Source organism: Streptococcus mitis (assembly GCF_946190325.1).
Lineage (GTDB): Bacteria > Bacillota > Bacilli > Lactobacillales > Streptococcaceae > Streptococcus > Streptococcus mitis_CF.
On the sequence record NZ_CAMHZR010000010.1, the window covers coordinates 1 to 19259 of the forward strand.

Consider the following 19259-nt stretch of genomic DNA (forward strand, 5'->3'; position numbering starts at 1 on the left):
ACGCAGCTAAGCAAGCCATCGACAACGCAACAACAAACGATGTAGTAACTCAAGCTAAAAACGATGGGGCAGCAAGTATAGCTTCAGTAAATCCAACAGCGCAAGCGAAGCCAGCGGCAAAACAAGCTATCGATGATGCATTGAAAGCTAAGACCGACGCAATTGATGCCAATAACGATTTAACAGCAGAAGAAAAAGCCAAAGCTAAGGAAGACGCAAAAGCGAAAGCTGACGCAGCTAAGCAAGCCATCGACAACGCAACAACAAACGATGTAGTAACTCAAGCTAAAAACGATGGGGCAGCAAGTGTAGCTTCAGTTACTCCAGCAGCAGTAGTGAAGACAGCAGCTAAGCAATCCATCGACGAAGCTCTGAAAGCTAAGAATGATGAAATCGACGCTCGTACAGACCTAACAGATGAAGAGAAAGCTGCTGCTAAGTCAGAAGCAAAAGCTAAGGCTGACGCAGTGAAAGCAACCATCGACAACGCAACAACAAATGCAGAAGTAGAACAAGCTAAGGTGACTGGAACAACAGAAGTCACTTCAGTCAATCCAGAGGCGTTGACTAAGTCAGCAGCTAAGCAATCCATCGACGAAGCTTTGAAAGCTAAGACTGATGAGATAGACGCTCGTACAGACTTGACAGATGAGGAGAAAACTGCAGCTAAGGGAGACGCGAAAACAAAAGCTGACGCAGCGAAGACTGCAATCGACAACGCAACAACAAACGATGCAGTAACTCAAGTTAAAAACGATGGGGCAGCAAGTGTAGCTTCAGTGACTCCAGCAGCAGTAGCGAAGACGGAAGCTAAGCAAGCCATCGATGAAGCTCTTAAAGCTAAGAGTGCTGAGATAGACGCACGTACAGACTTAACAGACGAAGAGAAAACTGTGGCTAAATTAGATGCAAAAGCCAAAGCTGACGCAGCGAAAGCAACCATCGACAACGCAATAACAAATGCGGAGGTAGAACAAGCTAAGGTGACTGGAATAACAGAAGTAAAAGCAGTAGATCCACAACCAGAAGCTAAGACAGCAGCTAAGCAAGCCATCGATGATGCCCTAAAAGCTAAGAACGACGAGATAGACGCTCGTACAGATTTAACAGACGAAGAGAAAACTGCTGCTAAGTCAGAAGCAAAAGCTAAGGCCGACGCAGCAAAAGAAGTTATCGATAAAGCGACAACCAATGCAGAAGTTGACCAAGCAAAGTCAACTGGAATTGCAGAAGTCACTTCAGTAAATCCAGGTGCAGTGGCTAAGACAGAAGCTAAGCAAGCCATCGACGAAGCTCTGAAGGCTAAGAACGACGAAATCGACGCACGTACAGACTTAACAGATGAAGAGAAAGCTGCTGCTAAGTCAGAAGCAAAAGCTAAGGCTGACGCAGCAAAAGAAGCCATCGACAAAGCAACAACGAATGCAGCAGTCGACCAAGCTAAAACTAACGGAACTTTAGAAGTCACTTCAGTCAATCCAGAGGCGTTGACTAAGTCAGCAACTAAGCAATCCATCAACGAAGCTTTGAAAGCTAAGAATAATGAGATTGATGCTCGTACAGACTTAACAGATGAAGAGAAAACTGCAGCCAAAGCAGATGCAAAAGCCAAAGCTGACGCAGCAAAATCAGCCATAGATAAAGCAACAACGAATGCAGAAGTCTACCAATCTAAGTCAACTGGAATCACAGCAGTGACTTCAGTAAACCCAGAGGCAGTAGCGAAGACAGAAGCTAAGCAAGCCATCGACGAAGCGCTTAAATCTAAGACTGATGAAATCGACTCTCGTACAGACTTAACAGATGAAGAGAAAACTGCAGCCAAAGCAGACGCGAAAGCTAAAGCTGACGCAGCGAAAGCAGCCATCGACAAAGCAACAACGAATGCAACAGTCGACCAAGCTAAGTCAACTGGTATTGAGGAAGTGAACTCAGTCAATCCGATTGCACAAATTAGACCGGCAGTTGGAGCAAGTGCTGGAGTTCATGTAAACTCAGCTAATCCAACTTCTAAAGAAAAACCACAGGAAAAACAAGCAATAGACCAAGTATTGAAAACTGATGAAGCCAAAGCTAAAGTGAAAGATAGTGTAGCATCTACTATCTCACAACTTGAAAATGAGAATCAGCAAGTAGCTACTAATCAGCGTGTAGTGGCTAGAGAATTGCCAAATACAGGTACAACAGAATCCATAACAGCAATTGTTGCAGCAACAGCTAGTGCGATACTTGGTTTTGGTCTTATTGCTCGTCGTCGAAAAGAAGATGAAGAAGACAAATTAGAAAATCAGTAACGATTTCTAACAGTTGCAACTCCTTTTTTGAGACTAAGTAGATAATATTATTCTTAAAACTCTCCTAGAGCAAAATAGTTACTAGGAGAGTTTTTTCTCTAATCAGAAGATACGTGACGGGACTAAAGACAATCTCATCTGCTTTGCGGATGAGGGTTTTCTTATTTTGTGCTATACTTAAGGTATGCATAGAAAAACAGTGATTGATTTTAGGACTTTGGGGGAGAGATACACCTTTACCCAGCCTATAAAAGAGTTAAAAACGAGAAATGTAGCAGAAGTGGCAGATTTGCTGGCACAAGTGGAAAGTTTCCAAGAGCAAGGATATTATGTGGTTGGCTATGTCAGCTACGAGGCTGCACCTGCTTTTGAGGAGAAATTAGCAGTTCATAAAGCTCCTTTACTGGCAGAGTATCTGCTATATTTTACCGTTCATGATAGCGTAGAAACTTCCCCTATTCCTCTGGCTTATGATGAGGTTGATTTGCCATCAAACTGGCAGGAAGTAACTTCTGCAGAGGACTATGAAAAGGCGATTGCCCAGATTCACTATCATTTAAGACAAGGAGATACCTATCAGGTCAATTATACTGTCCAACTCAAGCAGGACTTGTCTGCCAATCCGTTTGCCATCTACAATCGTATGGTGGTAGAGCAGGAGGCAGGCTACAATGCCTATGTTGAACATGACGAGATGGCAGTGATTTCCATGAGCCCAGAGCTCTTTTTTGAGCAAAATAGCCGCGAGTTGATAACGCGACCAATGAAGGGAACGACTCAGCGTGGCATGACTGACAAAGAAGATTTGGAGCAGGCCAGTTGGTTGGAACAGGACCCTAAAAATCGCTCTGAAAATATGATGATTGTGGATCTCTTGCGCAATGACATGAACCGTATTTCTGAAGTGGGGAGTGAGCACGTGGAACGTCTTTGTCAAGTGGAACAGTATTCAACTGTTTGGCAGATGACTTCGACTATCAAGAGTCAATTGCGAGAGAATGTTGACCTTATTGAAATCTTCCGTTCTCTCTTTCCTTGTGGTTCCATAACGGGTGCTCCGAAAATTGCAACGATGGAAATCATTAAGGACTTGGAGCCACAACCAAGAGGAGTATACTGCGGAACGATTGGTCTCTTGCTTCCAAATGGACGACGGATTTTCAATGTTGCCATTCGGACCATTCAACTGCATCAAGGGAAAGCCATATATGGAGTGGGTGGTGGCATTACTTGGGATAGCACTTGGGAATCTGAATATCGAGAGGTTCATCAAAAGGCGGCAGTCCTTTATCGTAAACAAGCTCGCTTCCAACTGATTACAACTGGAAAAATCAGCCAAAAACAACTGCTGTTTGAAGAGCAACATATAGAAAGACTGAGAAAAGCAAGTCGATATTTTGCATATCCTTTTGATGCAGAAGACTTGAAACAAAAGATAGAGGCAGAGTACCTAACTTGTGACACTAATCAAGACTACCGCTTGCGAATCAGTCTCAGCAAGTCTGGAGAGATTGAACTCAGTCGCCAAACCTTAACACCTCTTAGTCCAAGTTTCTGTCAGGTTCAACTTTGTCTGCAAGAAGCGGATTTGCAACAAGCCTTTATCTACTTCAAAACGACTCACCGACCGCATTTGAGCATAGGGGAGCAAGAGATCATTTACCATAATAAGTCTGGAGAACTTCTTGAAACCTCTATCGGAAATTTGGTTCTGAAAATTTCTGGGAAACTCTACACACCGCCTATCCGACTGGGAATCTTGCCAGGAATTTACCGTCAGCTCTTGCTGGAAACAGGACAGGTAGAAGAGAGAGTCTTGACTTTAAAAGACTTAGCCCGAGCAGAAGCTATTTACGGCTGTAATGCAGTCAGGGGCTTGTATGAGTTGTCAGTAAGGGAGAACTAAATGAAATTAATATTTTTACATGGCCTAGGTCAGTCAGCAGATAGTTGGAAAGAAGTTCGGAATCTACTGACAGATTATCCTTCTGAGGCTATTGAGTTATTTCCTTCTGGAGTTAGCAACTATCAACAAGCTAAAGAGCGAGTTTATCAGCATCTAGCTCAAGAGACAGAACCTTTTATTTTGGTTGGATTGTCCTTAGGTGCTGCCCTGGCATTAGAACTATCTAGTTACGATTTATCAAATCTCCGAGCTTTGGTTCTATCAGGATGTCCACTTAAACTGTCTGGTAATATCCTATTTTATCTTCAGTTGATGATTTTTAAACTACTTCCCAAAAAAGTATTTGAAAAACAGGGAGCAGACAAGGCTTTTATGGTCGGAGTTTCTGAGGAATTGAAGACACTTGATTTAACTGATATATCAAGAACTTGTCCTTATCCAACCTTACTAATTTGTGGCAGCAAAGATAAACCGAATCTTAGTTCTATGAGAAGTCTTCATAAACTAATATCAGAATCTCAATTTCAGATTATACCAGATGGTCCTCATGTCTTGAATGAAGCTAAACCAAAAGAGTTTGCTGAACAGATTAAACCTTTCCTTGAATTGCTGAAATAAGTTTGATAAAATAATAGTGAAATCGATAACATCGTTATAGGAGAACGAAATGAATAAACGTCTATTTTTAAAAATGAGTCTGGCTACCTTGCCAGTCTTAGCCTTGTTTTCACAACCTGTGTTAGCAGAAGAAAACATTCATTTTTCTAGTTGTAAAGAAGCTTGGGCGAATGGATACGCAGATATTCACGAGGGAGAACCTGGTTATTCTGCCAAGTTAGACCGCGATCATGATGGTGTGGCTTGCGAATTGAAAAATGCTCCTAAGGGTGCTTTTAAAGCAAAACAAGCGGCTACAACTCAAACTGATACAACTTCATCCACAGCAAGTGGTTGGGTTAAGCAGGACGGTTCTTGGTACTATTTTGATGGAAATGGAAATCCAGTGAAAAATGCATGGCAGGGAAGCTATTACCTGAAAGCTGATGGTAAAATGGCACAGAGTGAATGGATTTATGACTCTTCTTATCAAGCTTGGTATTATTTGAAATCAGATGGTTCTTATGCAAAAAATGCATGGCAAGGAGCTTATTACCTTAAATCAAACGGTAAAATGGCACAAGGTGAGTGGGTTTATGACTCTTCTTATCAAGCCTGGTATTACTTGAAATCAGATGGTTCTTATGCTCGCAATGCATGGCAAGGAAACTACTATTTGAAATCAGATGGTAAAATGGCTAAAAATGAGCGAGTTGATGGAGGCCGCTACTATGTAGATGCTTCAGGTCTATGGAAACCATAAGTAAGGATAAAATCTAGAAAGTTAATGCAAACCTTTGCATAAATGAGTGAATTTTGTTATACTATATCTGTAAGCATTTTCAATTAATTCATAATAAAAAAGGAGAATATGATGAGTCAAAAGATTATTGGGATTGACCTTGGTGGAACTTCTATCAAATTTGCAATCTTAACAACAGCAGGAGAAATCCAAGAAAAATGGTCTATCAAGACTAATATTTTGGATGAGGGAAGTCATATCGTAGATGATATGATTGAGTCTATTCAGCATCGTTTGGACTTGCTTGGATTGGCAGCAGCGGACTTCCAAGGAATTGGGATGGGATCACCAGGTGTGGTTGACCGTGAAAAAGGGACTGTTATCGGTGCCTACAACCTCAACTGGAAAACCCTTCAACCAATTAAAGAGAAGATTGAAAAGGCCTTGGGTATTCCATTCTTCATCGATAATGATGCCAACGTAGCTGCTCTTGGTGAGCGTTGGATGGGGGCTGGTGATAACCAACCAGATGTTGTATTTATGACACTCGGTACTGGTGTTGGTGGCGGTATCGTCGCTGAAGGCAAATTGCTTCACGGTGTTGCTGGTGCAGCAGGTGAGCTTGGTCATATCACTGTTGACTTTGATCAACCAATCGCATGTACTTGCGGTAAGAAAGGTTGCCTTGAGACAGTTGCTTCAGCAACAGGGATTGTCAACTTGACTCGTCGCTATGCCGATGAATACGAAGGCGATGCAGCCTTGAAACGCTTGATTGATAATGGAGAAGAAGTAACCGCTAAGACTGTCTTTGATTTGGCAAAAGAAGGAGACGATCTTGCTTTGATCGTTTACCGTAACTTCTCACGTTACTTGGGAATCGCTTGTGCTAACATTGGCTCAATCCTAAACCCATCAACAATCGTTATCGGTGGTGGTGTATCAGCTGCGGGAGAATTCCTTCTACAAGGTGTTCAAAAAGTCTACGATGAAAATACCTTCCCACAAGTACGCACAACTACTAAACTAGCTCTTGCAACTCTAGGAAATGACGCTGGAGTTATCGGAGCAGCATCACTTGTATTGCAATAAAATAGAAAAAGGAGAAAATTGCTTTCCAGAAGCGAGTGATTTTCCTCCTTTCTTTTTTTATGCTATACTAGTTAGGAAATAAATGAGGTGAGAGTAAATGACAAAATCAGATACGATTTTTAAAGAGAATATTGAACGCATTCTAAAGGAAGGTGTTTTCTCAGAGCAAGCACGTCCCAAGTACAAGGATGGGACAGTTGCCAACTCTAAGTACGTAACGGGTGCCTTTGCAGAGTATGACTTGGCCAAGGGGGAATTCCCCATTACAACCTTGCGTCCCATTGCAATCAAATCAGCTATCAAAGAAGTTCTCTGGATCTACCAAGACCAGTCTAATAGCCTAGAAGTTCTCAATGACAAGTACAATGTTCACTACTGGAATGACTGGGAAGTGGGAAATACGGGAACCATTGGTGAGCGCTATGGTGCTGTTGTTAAGAAACACGACATTATCAATAAGCTTCTCAAGCAGTTGGAAGTCAACCCTTGGAACCGTCGCAATATCATTTCGCTCTGGGATTACCAAGCTTTCGAAGAAACAGAAGGACTACTCCCATGCGCCTTTCAGACCATGTTTGATGTCCGCCGTGTAGATGGAGAAATCTATCTGGATGCGACCTTGACCCAGCGTTCGAATGACATGTTGGTGGCCCACCACATCAATGCTATGCAGTACGTGGCTCTTCAAATGATGATTGCCAAGCATTTCGGCTGGAAGGTTGGGAAGTTCTTCTACTTCATCAACAATCTCCATATCTATGACAATCAATTTGAACAAGCTCAGGAATTGCTCCGTCGTGAGCCATCAAACTGCCAACCACGTTTGGTCTTGAATGTGCCAGATAAGACCAATTTTTTTGATATTAAAGCAGAGGACTTTGAGTTGGTGGATTATGACCCTGTCAAGCCACAGTTGAAGTTTGACCTAGCTATTTAAAAGAATAGAAAAAAGAAGTTGAGAAAATAAATCCCAACTTCTTTTGTTTCTTAACGTGATACGCGGCGACGAGCTGCTTTTTTACGGTTTTCTTCGATGAAAGCTGCTTTTTGCTCTTCTGGTTCGATCACTTTCTTTTTAAATGCGTATACTGCACCTGCGACTGCAGCGACAGTTCCTGCGACACCTGTTACAAGACCTTTAGCGAATCCTTTAGCCATGAGTCTTCCTCCTTTATCTTCTTAATCAGCCAGCCCCCTCAAGAGGTCACATTTTTCTGACTGACCTTTTTGTGTTATAATAATAGTAACGAAAAAATGGGAATTTTTCAAGGAAAAAAGATGAAAACAAAAATAATTGTGATTGTTGGACCGACTGCAGTTGGAAAAACAGCCCTTGCCATCGAAGTTGCAAAGCGTTTTAATGGCGAAGTGGTTAGTGGAGATAGCCAGCAAGTCTATCGAGGTCTGGATATAGGGACGGCTAAGGCTAGTCCAGAAGAGCAGGCAGCTGTTCCTCATCATTTAATCGATGTTAGAGAGGTAACCGAGTCTTACTCGGCTTTTGATTTTGTTTCAGAAGCTAAGAAGGCTATTGAGGATATTCAAAGCCGTGGCAAGCTAGCTATTATTGCTGGTGGGACTGGGCTTTATATCCAGAGCTTGCTTGAAGGCTACCACCTAGGTGGTGAGACTCCTCATGAGGAGATTTTAGCTTATCGAGCTAGTTTGGAGCCATATTCAGATGAGGAATTAGCCCATTTGGTGGAGCAAGCAGACCTTGAGATTTCCCAGTTTAATCGTCGTCGTGCGATGCGTGCCTTGGAAATTGCCCATTTTGGTCAGGATTTGGAAAATAAAGAGAGTCTATATGAACCGCTGATTATCTGCTTGGACGATGAGCGCAGTCAGCTTTATGAGCGTATCAATCACCGAGTGGACCTGATGTTTGAAGCTGGACTTCTAGACGAAGCTAAGTGGTTGTTTGACCATTATCCAGATGTGCAGGCTGCTAAAGGGATTGGTTACAAGGAACTCTTTCCTTACTTCCGTGGAGAGCAGACCTTGGAGGATGCTAGTGAGAGTCTCAAACAGGCGACTCGTCGTTTTGCCAAACGTCAGTTGACCTGGTTCCGTAATCGCATGCAGGTGACCTTTTATCAGATTGGAGAAACTGGTGTAAAAGATCGCATTTTAAGCCAGATAGAGGAGTTTTTAGATGATTGAAACGGAGAAAAAAGAGGAACGGGTCCTGCTCATTGGTGTAGAATTGCAGGGCATGGACAATTTTGATCTCTCTATGGAAGAATTGGCCAGTTTAGCGAAAACAGCAGGGGCAGTCGTTGTAGATAGCTACAGACAAAAACGTGAAAAATATGATTCCAAGACCTTCGTCGGCTCTGGTAAGTTAGAAGAAATTGCGCTTATGGTGGATGCAGAAGAAATTACCACTGTCATCGTCAACAACCGTTTAACTCCACGGCAAAATGTCAATTTAGAAGAAGTTCTCGGTGTCAAGGTCATTGACCGTATGCAGTTGATTTTGGATATCTTTGCCATGCGAGCTCGAAGCCATGAAGGGAAGCTCCAAGTTCACCTAGCTCAGCTCAAATATCTCTTGCCTCGCTTGGTTGGTCAGGGAATTATGCTCAGTCGTCAGGCAGGGGGAATTGGTTCCCGTGGACCTGGTGAAAGCCAGCTGGAGCTGAATCGTCGTAGTGTTCGCAATCAAATTACGGATATCGAGCGCCAGCTCAAGGTGGTTGAGAAAAATCGGGCGACTGTCAGAGAAAAACGTTTGGAGTCAAGCACCTTTAAGATTGGTTTGATTGGTTACACCAATGCTGGGAAGTCAACTATCATGAACACCTTGACCAGTAAGACACAGTATGAAGCAGACGAGCTTTTTGCAACTCTAGATGCGACGACTAAGAGTATCCATCTGGGAGGCAATCTCCAAGTAACTTTGACTGATACGGTTGGTTTTATCCAAGATTTGCCGACAGAGTTGGTATCCAGTTTCAAGTCGACCTTGGAAGAAAGCAAGCATGTGGATCTTCTAGTGCATGTTATCGATGCCAGCAACCCTTACCACGAGGAGCATGAAAAAACAGTCCTGTCCATCATGAAAGACTTGGATATGGAGGATATTCCTCGCCTGACCCTTTATAATAAAGCGGATTTGGTAGAGGATTTCACGCCTACCCAAACGCCTTATGCCCTCATTTCTGCCAAGTCTGAGGATAGTCGTGAGAACTTGCAGGCACTATTTTTAGAGAAAATCAAGGATATTTTTGAATCTTTTACCTTGCGCGTGCCTTTTTCTAAGTCCTACAAGATTCATGATTTAGAAAGTGTTGCGATTTTGGAAGAACGTGATTATCAGGAGGACGGCGAAGTGATTAGAGGCTACATTTCTGAGAAAAACAAATGGAGGTTAGAAGAATTTTATGACTGATATCAAAACTTTGGCTCTAAAATATGGAGGCTATACAAGTCTAGATAAGGTCTATCTGGACCAACTTCTAGCTGGTAAAACAGAGCAAGAGCAGTTGGCACTTATTACACCTCCGCCCAGCGTTGTCAATGCTTATTTTGCAGAACTCTACCAGAAAAAGAGTCCTCAAGCTGCGACTGATTATTTTGCGGAACTCAGTCAGGAACTGAATCTTTACAATGTTGAACCAAGTTTCACCGTAGAAAATAAGCCTTTTATTCGGCTTAATCTGTCTGGTAAATCCTTTGGTTTTTGTTATGAGAGTGAGGGTCTGGGTCGAATTTTCTCTGAAAATAAAGAGGTTATTTCAGAAGACTTGCTCTTTGAAATTGCGCAAATTTTCCCTCATCAGCTAGTCTTTGAGGAGTCTGGCAAGATTTACATGAAGGCTGTCGAGGATGAGGAAGTTGTTAGCGTGGAAAATCTCACAGCTTTGACTGATTTGGAAAGCTTGGCTGACGGTCGTAAGCGTCTCAAAGGCTATAGCCAAGAGGAGTTACTACAAGAAGCTAGAGCTTTTACTGGCAAGCGTTATTTCCGATCGGAAAACCGCACTGCCTTGTTATATATTGATTAATTAGAAAGTATCGAATGGATATTCAATTTTTAGGAACGGGGGCAGGTCAGCCCTCCAAAGCCCGCAACGTTTCAAGCCTCGCCCTCAAACTCTTGGACGAGATTAACGAAGTTTGGCTCTTTGACTGTGGCGAAGGAACGCAAAATCGCATTCTGGAAACCACGATTCGACCACGTAAGGTCAGCAAAATCTTTATCACTCACTTGCATGGAGACCATATCTTTGGATTGCCAGGATTTCTTTCTAGCCGTGCTTTTCAGGCCAATGAAGAGCAGACAGATTTGGAAATCTATGGCCCGCAAGGAATTAAGTCATTTGTCTTAACCAGTCTTCGTGTGTCAGGTTCGCGCCTGCCTTACCGCATTCATTTTCATGAGTTTGACCAAGATTCTTTAGGAAAAATCCTTGAGACCGATAAATTCACTGTGTATGCAGAGGAGTTGGATCACACTATTTTCTGCGTTGGCTATCGTGTCATGCAAAAGGACCTAGAAGGTACCTTGGATGCTGAAAAACTCAAGGCTGCTGGCGTCCCATTTGGCCCACTTTTTGGAAAAATCAAAAACGGTCACGATGTTGTTTTAGAAGACGGAACTGAAATCAAGGCAGCAGACTATATCTCAGCTCCACGTCCAGGTAAAATTATCACTATTTTAGGAGACACTCGAAAAACGGATGCCAGTGTGCGTCTGGCTGTCAATGCCGATGTCCTTGTCCATGAATCCACTTATGGCAAGGGAGATGAAAAAATTGCTCGTAATCACGGCCACTCAACTAACATGCAGGCAGCGCAGGTGGCAGTAGAAGCAGGTGCCAAACGCCTCTTGCTCAACCATATCAGTGCCCGTTTCCTCTCAAAAGATATCAGCAAGCTCAAGAAAGATGCAGCCAGTGTTTTTGAAAATGTCCATGTGGTCAAAGACTTGGAAGAAGTGGAAATCTAAAAGCTTGGGAAAGGAACAGTATGCCTACTATTCTCATTACAGGTGCTAGCGGTGGCCTAGCTCAAGAAATGGTCAAACTCTTGCCAAATGACCAACTCATCTTACTTGGTCGAAATAAGGAAAAATTAGCTCAACTCTATGGAAACCATCCACAAGCAGAATTGATTGAAATCGATATTACCGATGACTCAGCCTTAGAAACTCTGCTAGCAGACCTCTATCTCCGCTATGGCAAGATTGATGTCTTGATTAATAACGCTGGTTACGGGATTTTGGAGGAATTTGACCAGATTTCCGACCAAGATATTCATCAGATGTTTGAGGTCAATACGTTTGCTTTAATGAACCTTTCTCGTCGAATTGGTGCTCGTATGAAGGAGAAGAGGCAAGGTCATATCATCAATATTGTCAGCATGGCAGGTTTGATCGCTACTGGCAAGTCTAGTCTCTACTCAGCGACCAAGTTTGCGGCCATTGGTTTTTCAAATGCTCTGCGCCTCGAACTCATGTCCTACAGTGTTTATGTAACGACGGTTAATCCAGGACCAATCCGCACAGGATTTTTTGACCAGGCCGATCCAGATGGAACCTATCTCAAGTCGGTTGAACGCTTCCTGCTGGAAGCAGATGCAGTGGCTAAAAAAATTGTTAAGATTATAGGAAAAAACAAACGCGAACTCAATCTCCCAATCCTTCTCAACCTCTCCCATAAGTTTTATACCCTCTTTCCCAAACTAGCTGATAAGTTGGCAGGGGGAATCTTTAATTATAAATAGAAGAAGTTCCTTTTAAAGGGACTTTTTTACTTTTTTTAATTTAAATGTTAATGAATGTTTTTCTTTTAAAACTACATTCAGATTTTTAATTCTTCTACAAATTTTAGAAAAAACAATCAAAAATATTATTTTATATGCTAGAGTATTGAAAATTCCTATATTATTTAATAAAATAAGGGTAAAAGACTATTAAAAGTATGCGCTTACATAAAAATGAAAGCGATTACTAAAAGGAGGATTTTATGGAAAAAAGCCATTGGAATCGGAAAAGAGTCTATAGCATTCGTAAATTTGCTGTAGGAACTTGCTCAGTAATGATTGGAACTTGTGCAGTTCTATTCGCAGGAAATATAGCTGGAGAATCTGTAGTTAATGCTGATGAGACACCTATTACTCGTACTGCTGAGAAACCTAAAGAGGAAAATCCTATAGTAGAAGAAAAGGTTAATCAAGCTTTGGAAACTAAAAATATAGTTGAAAGTACAGCACAAAAACAACCTAGTGCCACTGAGTCTATTTCATCTGAGAAGAAAGAAGATGAAGCAGTAACTCCAAAAGAGGAAAAAGCATCTTCAAAATCTGAAGAAAAAGCTCCAAAGATAGAATCACAAGCTTCAAGTCAAGAAAAACCGCTCAAGGAAGATGTTAAAGCTGTGACAAATGAAGAAGTCAATCAAATGATTGAAGACAGAAAGGTGAATTTTAACCAAAATTGGCACTTTAAACTCAATGCGAATTCTAAAGAAGCCATTAAACCGGATGCAGATGTATCTACGTGGAAAAAATTAGATTTACCGCATGATTGGAGTATCTTTAACGATTTTGATCATGAATCTCCTGCACAAAACGAAGGTGGACAGCTTAACGGTGGGGAAGCTTGGTATCGTAAGACTTTCAAACTAGATGAAAAAGACCTTAAGAAAAATGTGCGCCTTACTTTTGATGGCGTCTACATGGATTCTCAAGTTTATGTCAATGGTCAGTTAGTGGGTCATTACCCAAATGGTTATAACCAATTTTCATATGATATCACTAACTATTTGAACAAAGATGGACGTGAGAATGTAATTGCTGTTCATGCAGTCAATAAGCAACCAAGTAGCCGTTGGTATTCAGGAAGTGGTATCTATCGTGATGTAACTTTACAAGTGACAGATAAGGTTCATGTTGAGAAAAATGGGACAACTATTTTAACACCAAAACTTGAAGAACAACAACATGGCAAGGTTGAAACTCATGTGACCAGTAAAATCGTCAATACAGACGATAAAGACCATCAACTTGTAGCAGAATATCAAATCGTTGAACGTGGTGGTCAGGCTGTGACAGGTCTAGTACGTACAGAGAGTCGTACCTTGAAAGCACATGAAGTAACTAGTCTTGATGCGATTTTAGAAGTTGAAAGACCAAAACTCTGGACCGTTTTAAATGACAAACCGGCCTTGTATGAATTAGTTACACGTGTTTACCGGGACGGTCAATTAGTTGATGCTAAGAAAGATCTGTTTGGTTACCGATATTATAACTGGACTCCAAATGAGGGCTTCTCTTTGAATGGTGAACGCATTAAATTCCATGGAGTTTCATTGCACCATGATCATGGAGCGCTTGGAGCAGAAGAAAACTACAAGGCTGAGTACCGTAGACTGAAACAGATGAAGGAAATGGGAGTGAATTCGATTCGTACGACTCACAACCCAGCAAGTCCTCAGACTTTACAGATTGCAGCTGAACTTGGCTTACTTGTTCAAGAAGAGGCCTTTGATACTTGGTATGGCGGAAAGAAACCTTATGACTATGGACGTTTCTTTGAAAAAGATGCTACCCATCCTGAGGCTAAAAAAGGTGAAAAATGGTCCGACTACGATCTACGTACTATGGTAGAGAGAGACAAAAATAATCCTGCTGTTTTTATGTGGTCAATCGGAAATGAAATCGGTGAAGCAAATGGGGATCCCCATTCTCTAGCGACTGTTAAACGTCTAGTCAAAGTTATCAAGGATGTTGATAAGACTCGTTATGTTACCATGGGAGCAGATAAGTTCCGTTTCGGTAATGGTAGCGGTGGGCATGAAAAAATTGCTGATGAATTGGATGCTGTTGGATTTAACTACTCTGAAGATAATTACAAAGCCCTTCGAGCTAAGCATCCAAAATGGTTGATTTATGGGTCAGAAACATCTTCAGCAACGCGTACAAGAGGAAGTTACTTCCACCCAGAGCGTGAGTGGGTACAAAGTAATCAGTCATGGCGTAACTATGAACAGTCAGATTATGGAAATGACCGTGTTGGTTGGGGTAAAACGGCAACTGCTTCATGGACCTTTGATCGTGATAATGCTGGCTATGCTGGTCAATTCATTTGGACAGGTACGGACTATATCGGTGAACCAACTCCATGGCACAACCAAAACAACACGCCGGTTAAAAGCTCTTATTTTGGTATCGTAGATACTGCAGGTATTCCAAAAAACGACTTTTATCTTTACCAAAGTCAATGGGTTTCTGCAAAGAAAAAACCAATGGTTCACCTTCTTCCTCACTGGAACTGGGAAAACAAAGAGTTGATAGACAATGTAGCAGACGCGGAAAATAAAATCCCTGTACGTGCTTATTCTAATGCTGCAAGTGTAGAATTGTTCTTGAATGGAAAATCTCTTGGTCTTAAGACTTTCAACAAAAAACAAACTAGTGATGGACGAACTTACCAAGAAGGTGCTAATGCTAATGAACTTTATCTTGAATGGAAAGTTGCTTATCAACCAGGTACCTTGGAAGCAATTGCTCGTGATGAATCTGGCAAGGAAATTGCTCGAGATAAGATTACGACTGCTGGTAAGCCAGCGGCTGTTCGTCTTATCAAAGAAGATCATGCAATCGCAGCAGATGGAAAAGACTTGACATACATCTACTACGAAATCGTTGATAGCCAAGGGAATGTAGTACCAACTGCCAATAATCTGGTTCGCTTCCAATTACACGGACAAGGCCAACTTGTCGGTGTCGATAACGGGGAACAAGCCAGCCGTGAACGCTATAAGGCGCAAGCAGATGGTTCTTGGATTCGTAAAGCATTTAATGGTAAAGGTGTTGCCATTGTCAAATCAACTGAACAAGCAGGTAAATTCACGCTGACAGCCCATTCAGATCTCTTGAAATCTAGTCAAGTAACTGTCTTTACTGGTAAAAAAGAAGGACAAGAAAAGACTGTTTTGGGGACAGAAGTAGCAAGAGTTCGTACATTAATCGGTAAAGATCCAAAAATGCCGAAAACAGTAGGTTTTGTATACAGCGATGGTAGTCGTGAAAAACTTCCAGTAACTTGGTCTCAAGTCGATGTTAGTCAAGCAGGAGTTGTGACTGCTAAAGGTACAGCAAATGGACGTGAGGTAGAGGCTCGTGTCGAGGTTCTAGCAATTGCGAAAGAATTACCAACAGTTAAACGTGTTGCTCCAGGAGCAGACTTGAATACTGTAGATAAATATGTGTCAATACTAGTAACCGATGGAAGTGTACAAGAGTATGAAGTAGATAGCTGGGAGATTGCGGAAGCAGATAAAGCCAAACTTTCAGTAGCTGGATCACGTATTCAAATGACTGGTCAGTTAGCTGGAGAAACTATTCATGCAACCCTTGTGGTAGAAGAAGGAAAAGCTGCAGCACCTGTAGTGCCAACTGTTACTGTTGGCGGTGAGGCAGTAACAGGGCTTACTAGTCAACAACCAATGCAATACCGCACTCTTGCTTATGGTGCCCAATTGCCAGAAGTCACAGCAAGTGCTGAAAATGCTGATGTTACAGTTCTTCAAGCAAGCGCAGCAAACGGCATGCGTGCGAGCATCTTTGTTCAGTCTAAAGATGGTGGCCCTCTTCAAACCTATGCAATTCAATTCCTAGAAGAAGCACCAAAAATTGCTCACTTGAGCTTGCAAGTGGAACAAGCTGACGGTCTCAAAGAAGACCAAACAGTCAACTTGTCGGTTCGAGCTCATTATCAAGATGGAACGCAAGCTGTATTACCAGCTGATAAGGTGAGCTTCTCTACAAGTGGTGAAGGGGAAGTTGCAGTCCGAAAAGGAATGCTTGAGTTGCATAAATCAGGAGCACTTACTCTGAAAGCTGAATATGAGGGTGCTACAGGTCAAATCAATCTCACTATACAAGCAAATACTGAGAAGAAGATTGCGCAATCCATCCGTCCTGTAAATGTAGTGACAGATTTACACCAAGAACCTACTCTTCCGTCAACAGTAACGGTTGAGTATGACAAAGGTTTCCCTAAAGCTCACAAAGTCACTTGGCAAGCTATTCCAAAAGAAAAACTAGACCACTATCAAAGCTTTGAAGTGTTAGGTAAAGTTGAAGGAATTGACCTGGAAGCGCGTGCTAAAGTATCTGTAGAAGGCATCGTTTCAGTTGAAGAAGTTAGTGTGACAACTCCAATCGCAGAAGCACCACAATTACCAGAAAGCGTTCGTACATATGATTCAAATGGTCACGTTTCATCAGCTAAGGTTGCATGGGATGCGATTCGTCCAGAGCAATACGCTAAGGAAGGTGTCTTTACAGTTAATGGTCGCTTAGAAGGTACTCAATTAACAACTAAACTTCATGTTCGCGTATCTGCTCAAACTGAGCAAGGTGCAAACATTTCTGACCAATGGACCGGTTCAGAATTGCCACTTGCCTTTGCTTCAGATTCAAATCCAACCGACCCTGTTTCAAATGTCAACGATAAATTGATTTCCTTTAATGACCGACCAGCCAATCGTTGGACAAACTGGAATCGTAGTAATCCAGAAGCTTCAGTCGGTGTTCTGTTTGGAGATTCCGGTATCTTGAGCAAACGCTCCGTTGATAATCTAAGTGTCGGATTCCACGAAGACCATGGAGTTGGTGCACCGAAGTCTTATGTGATTGAGTATTATGTTGGTAAGACTGTTCCAACAGCTCCTAAAAACCCTAGCTTTGTAGCCAATGAAGACCATGTATTTAACGATCCAGCTAATTGGAAACAAGTGACTAATCTAAAAGCTCCAGAACAACTCAAGGCTGGAGAAATGAATCACTTTAGCTTTGATAAAGTTGAAACTTATGCTGTTCGTATTCGCATGGTTAAAGCAGATAACAAGCGTGGAACGTCTATCACAGAAGTACAAATCTTTGCGAAACAAGTTGCGGCAGCCAAACAAGGACAAACAAGAATCCAAGTTGACGGCAAAGACTTAGCAAACTTCAACCCTGATTTGACAGACTACTACCTTGAGTCTGTAGATGGAAAAGTTCCGGCAGTCACAGCAAGTGTTAGCAACAATGGTCTAGCGACTGTTGTTCCAAGTGTTCGTGAAGGTGAGCCAGTTCGTGTCATCGCGAAAGCTGAAAATGGCGACATCTTAGGCGAATACCGTCTGCACTTCACTAAGGATAAAGACTTACTTTCTCGTAAACCAGTTGCTGCGGTTAAACAAGCTCGCTTGTTGCAACTAGGGCAACCACTTGAATTGCCGACTAAGGTTCCGGTTTACTTTACAGGTAAAGACGGTTACGAAACAAAAGACCTGACAGTTGAATGGGAAGAAGCTCCAGCAGAAAATCTGACAAAAGCAGGTCAATTTACTGTTCGAGGTCGTGTCCTTGGTAGCAATCTTACTGCTGAATTCACTGTACGAGTGACAGACAAACTTGGTGAGGCTCTTTCAGATAACCCTAACTATGATGAAAACAGTAACCAGGCCTTTGCTTCAGCAACTAATGATATTGACGACAGTTCTCATGACCGTGTGGACTATATCAATGATAGAGATCACTCTGAAAATCGTCGTTGGACAAACTGGTCTCCAACGCCATCTTCTAATCCAGAAGTATCAGCAGGTGTGATCTTCCGTGAAAATGGTAAGATTGTAGAGCGGACTGTTGCGCAAGCCAAACTTCACTTCTTTGCAGATAGTGGTACAGATGCACCATCTAAACTTGTTTTGGAACGTTATGTCGGTCCAGACTTTGAAGTGCCTACCTACTATTCAAACTACCAAGCATACGAATCAGGCCATCCATTCAACAACCCAGAAAATTGGGAAGCTGTTCCTTATCGTGCGGATAAAGACATTGAAGCTGGTGATGAAATAAACGTAACATTTAAAGCTGTTAAAGCCAAAGCCATGAGATGGCGTATGGAGCGTAAAGCAGATAAGAGTGGTGTTGCGATGATTGAGATGACCTTCCTTGCACCAAGCGAATTTCCTCAAGAAAGCACTCAATCGAAGATTCTTGTAGATGGAAAAGAACTTGCTGATTTCGCTGAAAATCGTCAAGATTATCAAATCACCTATAAAGGTCAACGTCCAAAAGTCTCAGTTGAAGAAACCAATCAAGTAGTTTCAACAGTTGTAGATAGTGGCGATGATAGCCTTCCAGTACTTGTTCGCCTCGTTTCAGAAAGTGGAAAACAAGTTAAGGAATACCGTATCCAGTTGATCAAGGAAAAACCAGTTTCTGAGAAAACAGTTGCTGCTGTACAAGAAGAACTTCCAAAACTCGAATTTGTTGAAAAAGATTTGGCCTACAAGACAGTTGAGAAAAAGGATTCTACGCTGTATCTAGGTGAAACTCGTGTAGAACAAGAAGGAAAAGTTGGAAGAGAACGTATCTTTACAAGCATTAATCCTGATGGAAGTAAGGTAGAAAAACTCCATGAAGTGGTAGAGGCATCAACAGACCGCATTGTCTTGCTTGGAACCAAACCAGGCACCTCTCTTCCAGAAGACGAAGTGAAAAATCTTGTTTTGAATCGCCCAGAGCTTGTAGTCGAAGAAGAAACCATTGACTTCAAGGTTCAGGAGCGTAAGTCTGATAAGTTGTATCTAGGTGAAACCCGTGTCCTCCAAGAAGGAAAACAAGG

General features: G+C 42.0%; 12 protein-coding genes and 1 pseudogene. 12 read left to right on the forward strand and 1 reads right to left on the reverse strand.

Going from position 1 to position 19259, the window contains the following annotated elements; translation table 11 throughout:
* The 6 genes and pseudogenes from N8M95_RS08770 to N8M95_RS08795 form a co-directional block, all read left to right on the forward strand.
* The coding region (locus N8M95_RS08770; protein ID WP_261117046.1) for a DUF1542 domain-containing protein at positions 1-2294 on the forward strand (2294 nt) is incomplete at its 5' end.
* 184 nt (positions 2295-2478) lie between these two features.
* Positions 2479-4200, forward strand: coding sequence for an aminodeoxychorismate synthase component I (gene pabB, locus N8M95_RS08775; RefSeq protein ID WP_261117047.1), 1722 nt, complete (start codon positions 2479-2481; stop codon positions 4198-4200).
* Positions 4201-4818 (forward strand): alpha/beta fold hydrolase, encoded by a 618-nt coding sequence (locus tag N8M95_RS08780; RefSeq protein WP_023947285.1) that lies wholly within the window; start codon positions 4201-4203, stop codon positions 4816-4818.
* A 49-nt stretch (positions 4819-4867) separates the two neighbouring features.
* Positions 4868-5554, forward strand: a pseudogene (locus tag N8M95_RS08785) (excalibur calcium-binding domain-containing protein); the annotation flags it as partial.
* A gap of 117 nt (positions 5555-5671) precedes the next feature.
* Positions 5672-6631, forward strand: a complete 960-nt coding sequence (locus N8M95_RS08790) for an ROK family glucokinase (protein WP_020902451.1) — start codon at positions 5672-5674, stop codon at positions 6629-6631.
* Positions 6632-6728: 97 nt separating this feature from the next.
* The gene (locus N8M95_RS08795; RefSeq protein ID WP_033686601.1) at positions 6729-7568 is read left to right on the forward strand and encodes a thymidylate synthase; all 840 of its coding nucleotides are present in this window, start codon (positions 6729-6731) and stop codon (positions 7566-7568) included.
* A 50-nt stretch (positions 7569-7618) separates the two neighbouring features.
* On the opposite strand, the gene N8M95_RS08800 is transcribed toward N8M95_RS08795, so the two are convergent.
* Positions 7619-7789 (reverse strand): DUF3042 family protein, encoded by a 171-nt coding sequence (locus N8M95_RS08800; protein WP_001051780.1) that lies wholly within the window; start codon positions 7787-7789, stop codon positions 7619-7621.
* Between the two features lie 120 nt (positions 7790-7909).
* Here N8M95_RS08800 and miaA point away from each other — a divergent pair, with 120 nt between their 5' ends.
* From miaA to bgaA, 6 genes are all read left to right on the forward strand, one after another.
* Positions 7910-8794 carry a tRNA (adenosine(37)-N6)-dimethylallyltransferase MiaA gene (gene miaA / locus N8M95_RS08805; RefSeq protein WP_020902452.1) on the forward strand — a complete coding sequence of 295 codons (885 nt, stop codon included), beginning with the start codon at positions 7910-7912 and terminating at the stop codon, positions 8792-8794.
* Entirely contained in the window at positions 8787-10025 is a 1239-nt protein-coding gene (hflX, locus tag N8M95_RS08810; protein ID WP_261117048.1) for a GTPase HflX, read from the forward strand. Before miaA ends, hflX begins: the two co-directional genes overlap by 8 nt.
* A complete protein-coding gene (locus N8M95_RS08815) occupies positions 10018-10641 on the forward strand; it encodes a cystathionine beta-lyase (protein ID WP_261117049.1) in 624 nt (207 codons plus the stop codon). Before hflX ends, N8M95_RS08815 begins: the two co-directional genes overlap by 8 nt.
* Positions 10642-10655: 14 nt before the next feature.
* The gene (gene rnz / locus N8M95_RS08820) at positions 10656-11585 is read left to right on the forward strand and encodes a ribonuclease Z (RefSeq protein WP_261117050.1); all 930 of its coding nucleotides are present in this window, start codon (positions 10656-10658) and stop codon (positions 11583-11585) included.
* A 20-nt stretch (positions 11586-11605) separates the two neighbouring features.
* Positions 11606-12361 carry an SDR family NAD(P)-dependent oxidoreductase gene (locus N8M95_RS08825; protein ID WP_261117051.1) on the forward strand — a complete coding sequence of 252 codons (756 nt, stop codon included), beginning with the start codon at positions 11606-11608 and terminating at the stop codon, positions 12359-12361.
* Positions 12362-12603: 242 nt separating this feature from the next.
* On the forward strand, positions 12604-19259 hold a 6656-nt coding region (bgaA, locus tag N8M95_RS08830), incomplete at its 3' end, for an LPXTG-anchored adhesin/beta-galactosidase BgaA (protein WP_261117052.1).

Coding starts and splice junctions, on each gene's coding strand:
- pabB (WP_261117047.1), top strand. CDS start 2,479: ATGCATAGAAAAACAGTGATTGATTTTAGGACTTTGGGGGAGAGATAC.
- N8M95_RS08780 (WP_023947285.1), top strand. CDS start 4,201: ATGAAATTAATATTTTTACATGGCCTAGGTCAGTCAGCAGATAGTTGG.
- N8M95_RS08790 (WP_020902451.1), top strand. CDS start 5,672: ATGAGTCAAAAGATTATTGGGATTGACCTTGGTGGAACTTCTATCAAA.
- N8M95_RS08795 (WP_033686601.1), top strand. CDS start 6,729: ATGACAAAATCAGATACGATTTTTAAAGAGAATATTGAACGCATTCTA.
- N8M95_RS08800 (WP_001051780.1), bottom strand. CDS start 7,789: ATGGCTAAAGGATTCGCTAAAGGTCTTGTAACAGGTGTCGCAGGAACT.
- miaA (WP_020902452.1), top strand. CDS start 7,910: ATGAAAACAAAAATAATTGTGATTGTTGGACCGACTGCAGTTGGAAAA.
- hflX (WP_261117048.1), top strand. CDS start 8,787: ATGATTGAAACGGAGAAAAAAGAGGAACGGGTCCTGCTCATTGGTGTA.
- N8M95_RS08815 (WP_261117049.1), top strand. CDS start 10,018: ATGACTGATATCAAAACTTTGGCTCTAAAATATGGAGGCTATACAAGT.
- rnz (WP_261117050.1), top strand. CDS start 10,656: ATGGATATTCAATTTTTAGGAACGGGGGCAGGTCAGCCCTCCAAAGCC.
- N8M95_RS08825 (WP_261117051.1), top strand. CDS start 11,606: ATGCCTACTATTCTCATTACAGGTGCTAGCGGTGGCCTAGCTCAAGAA.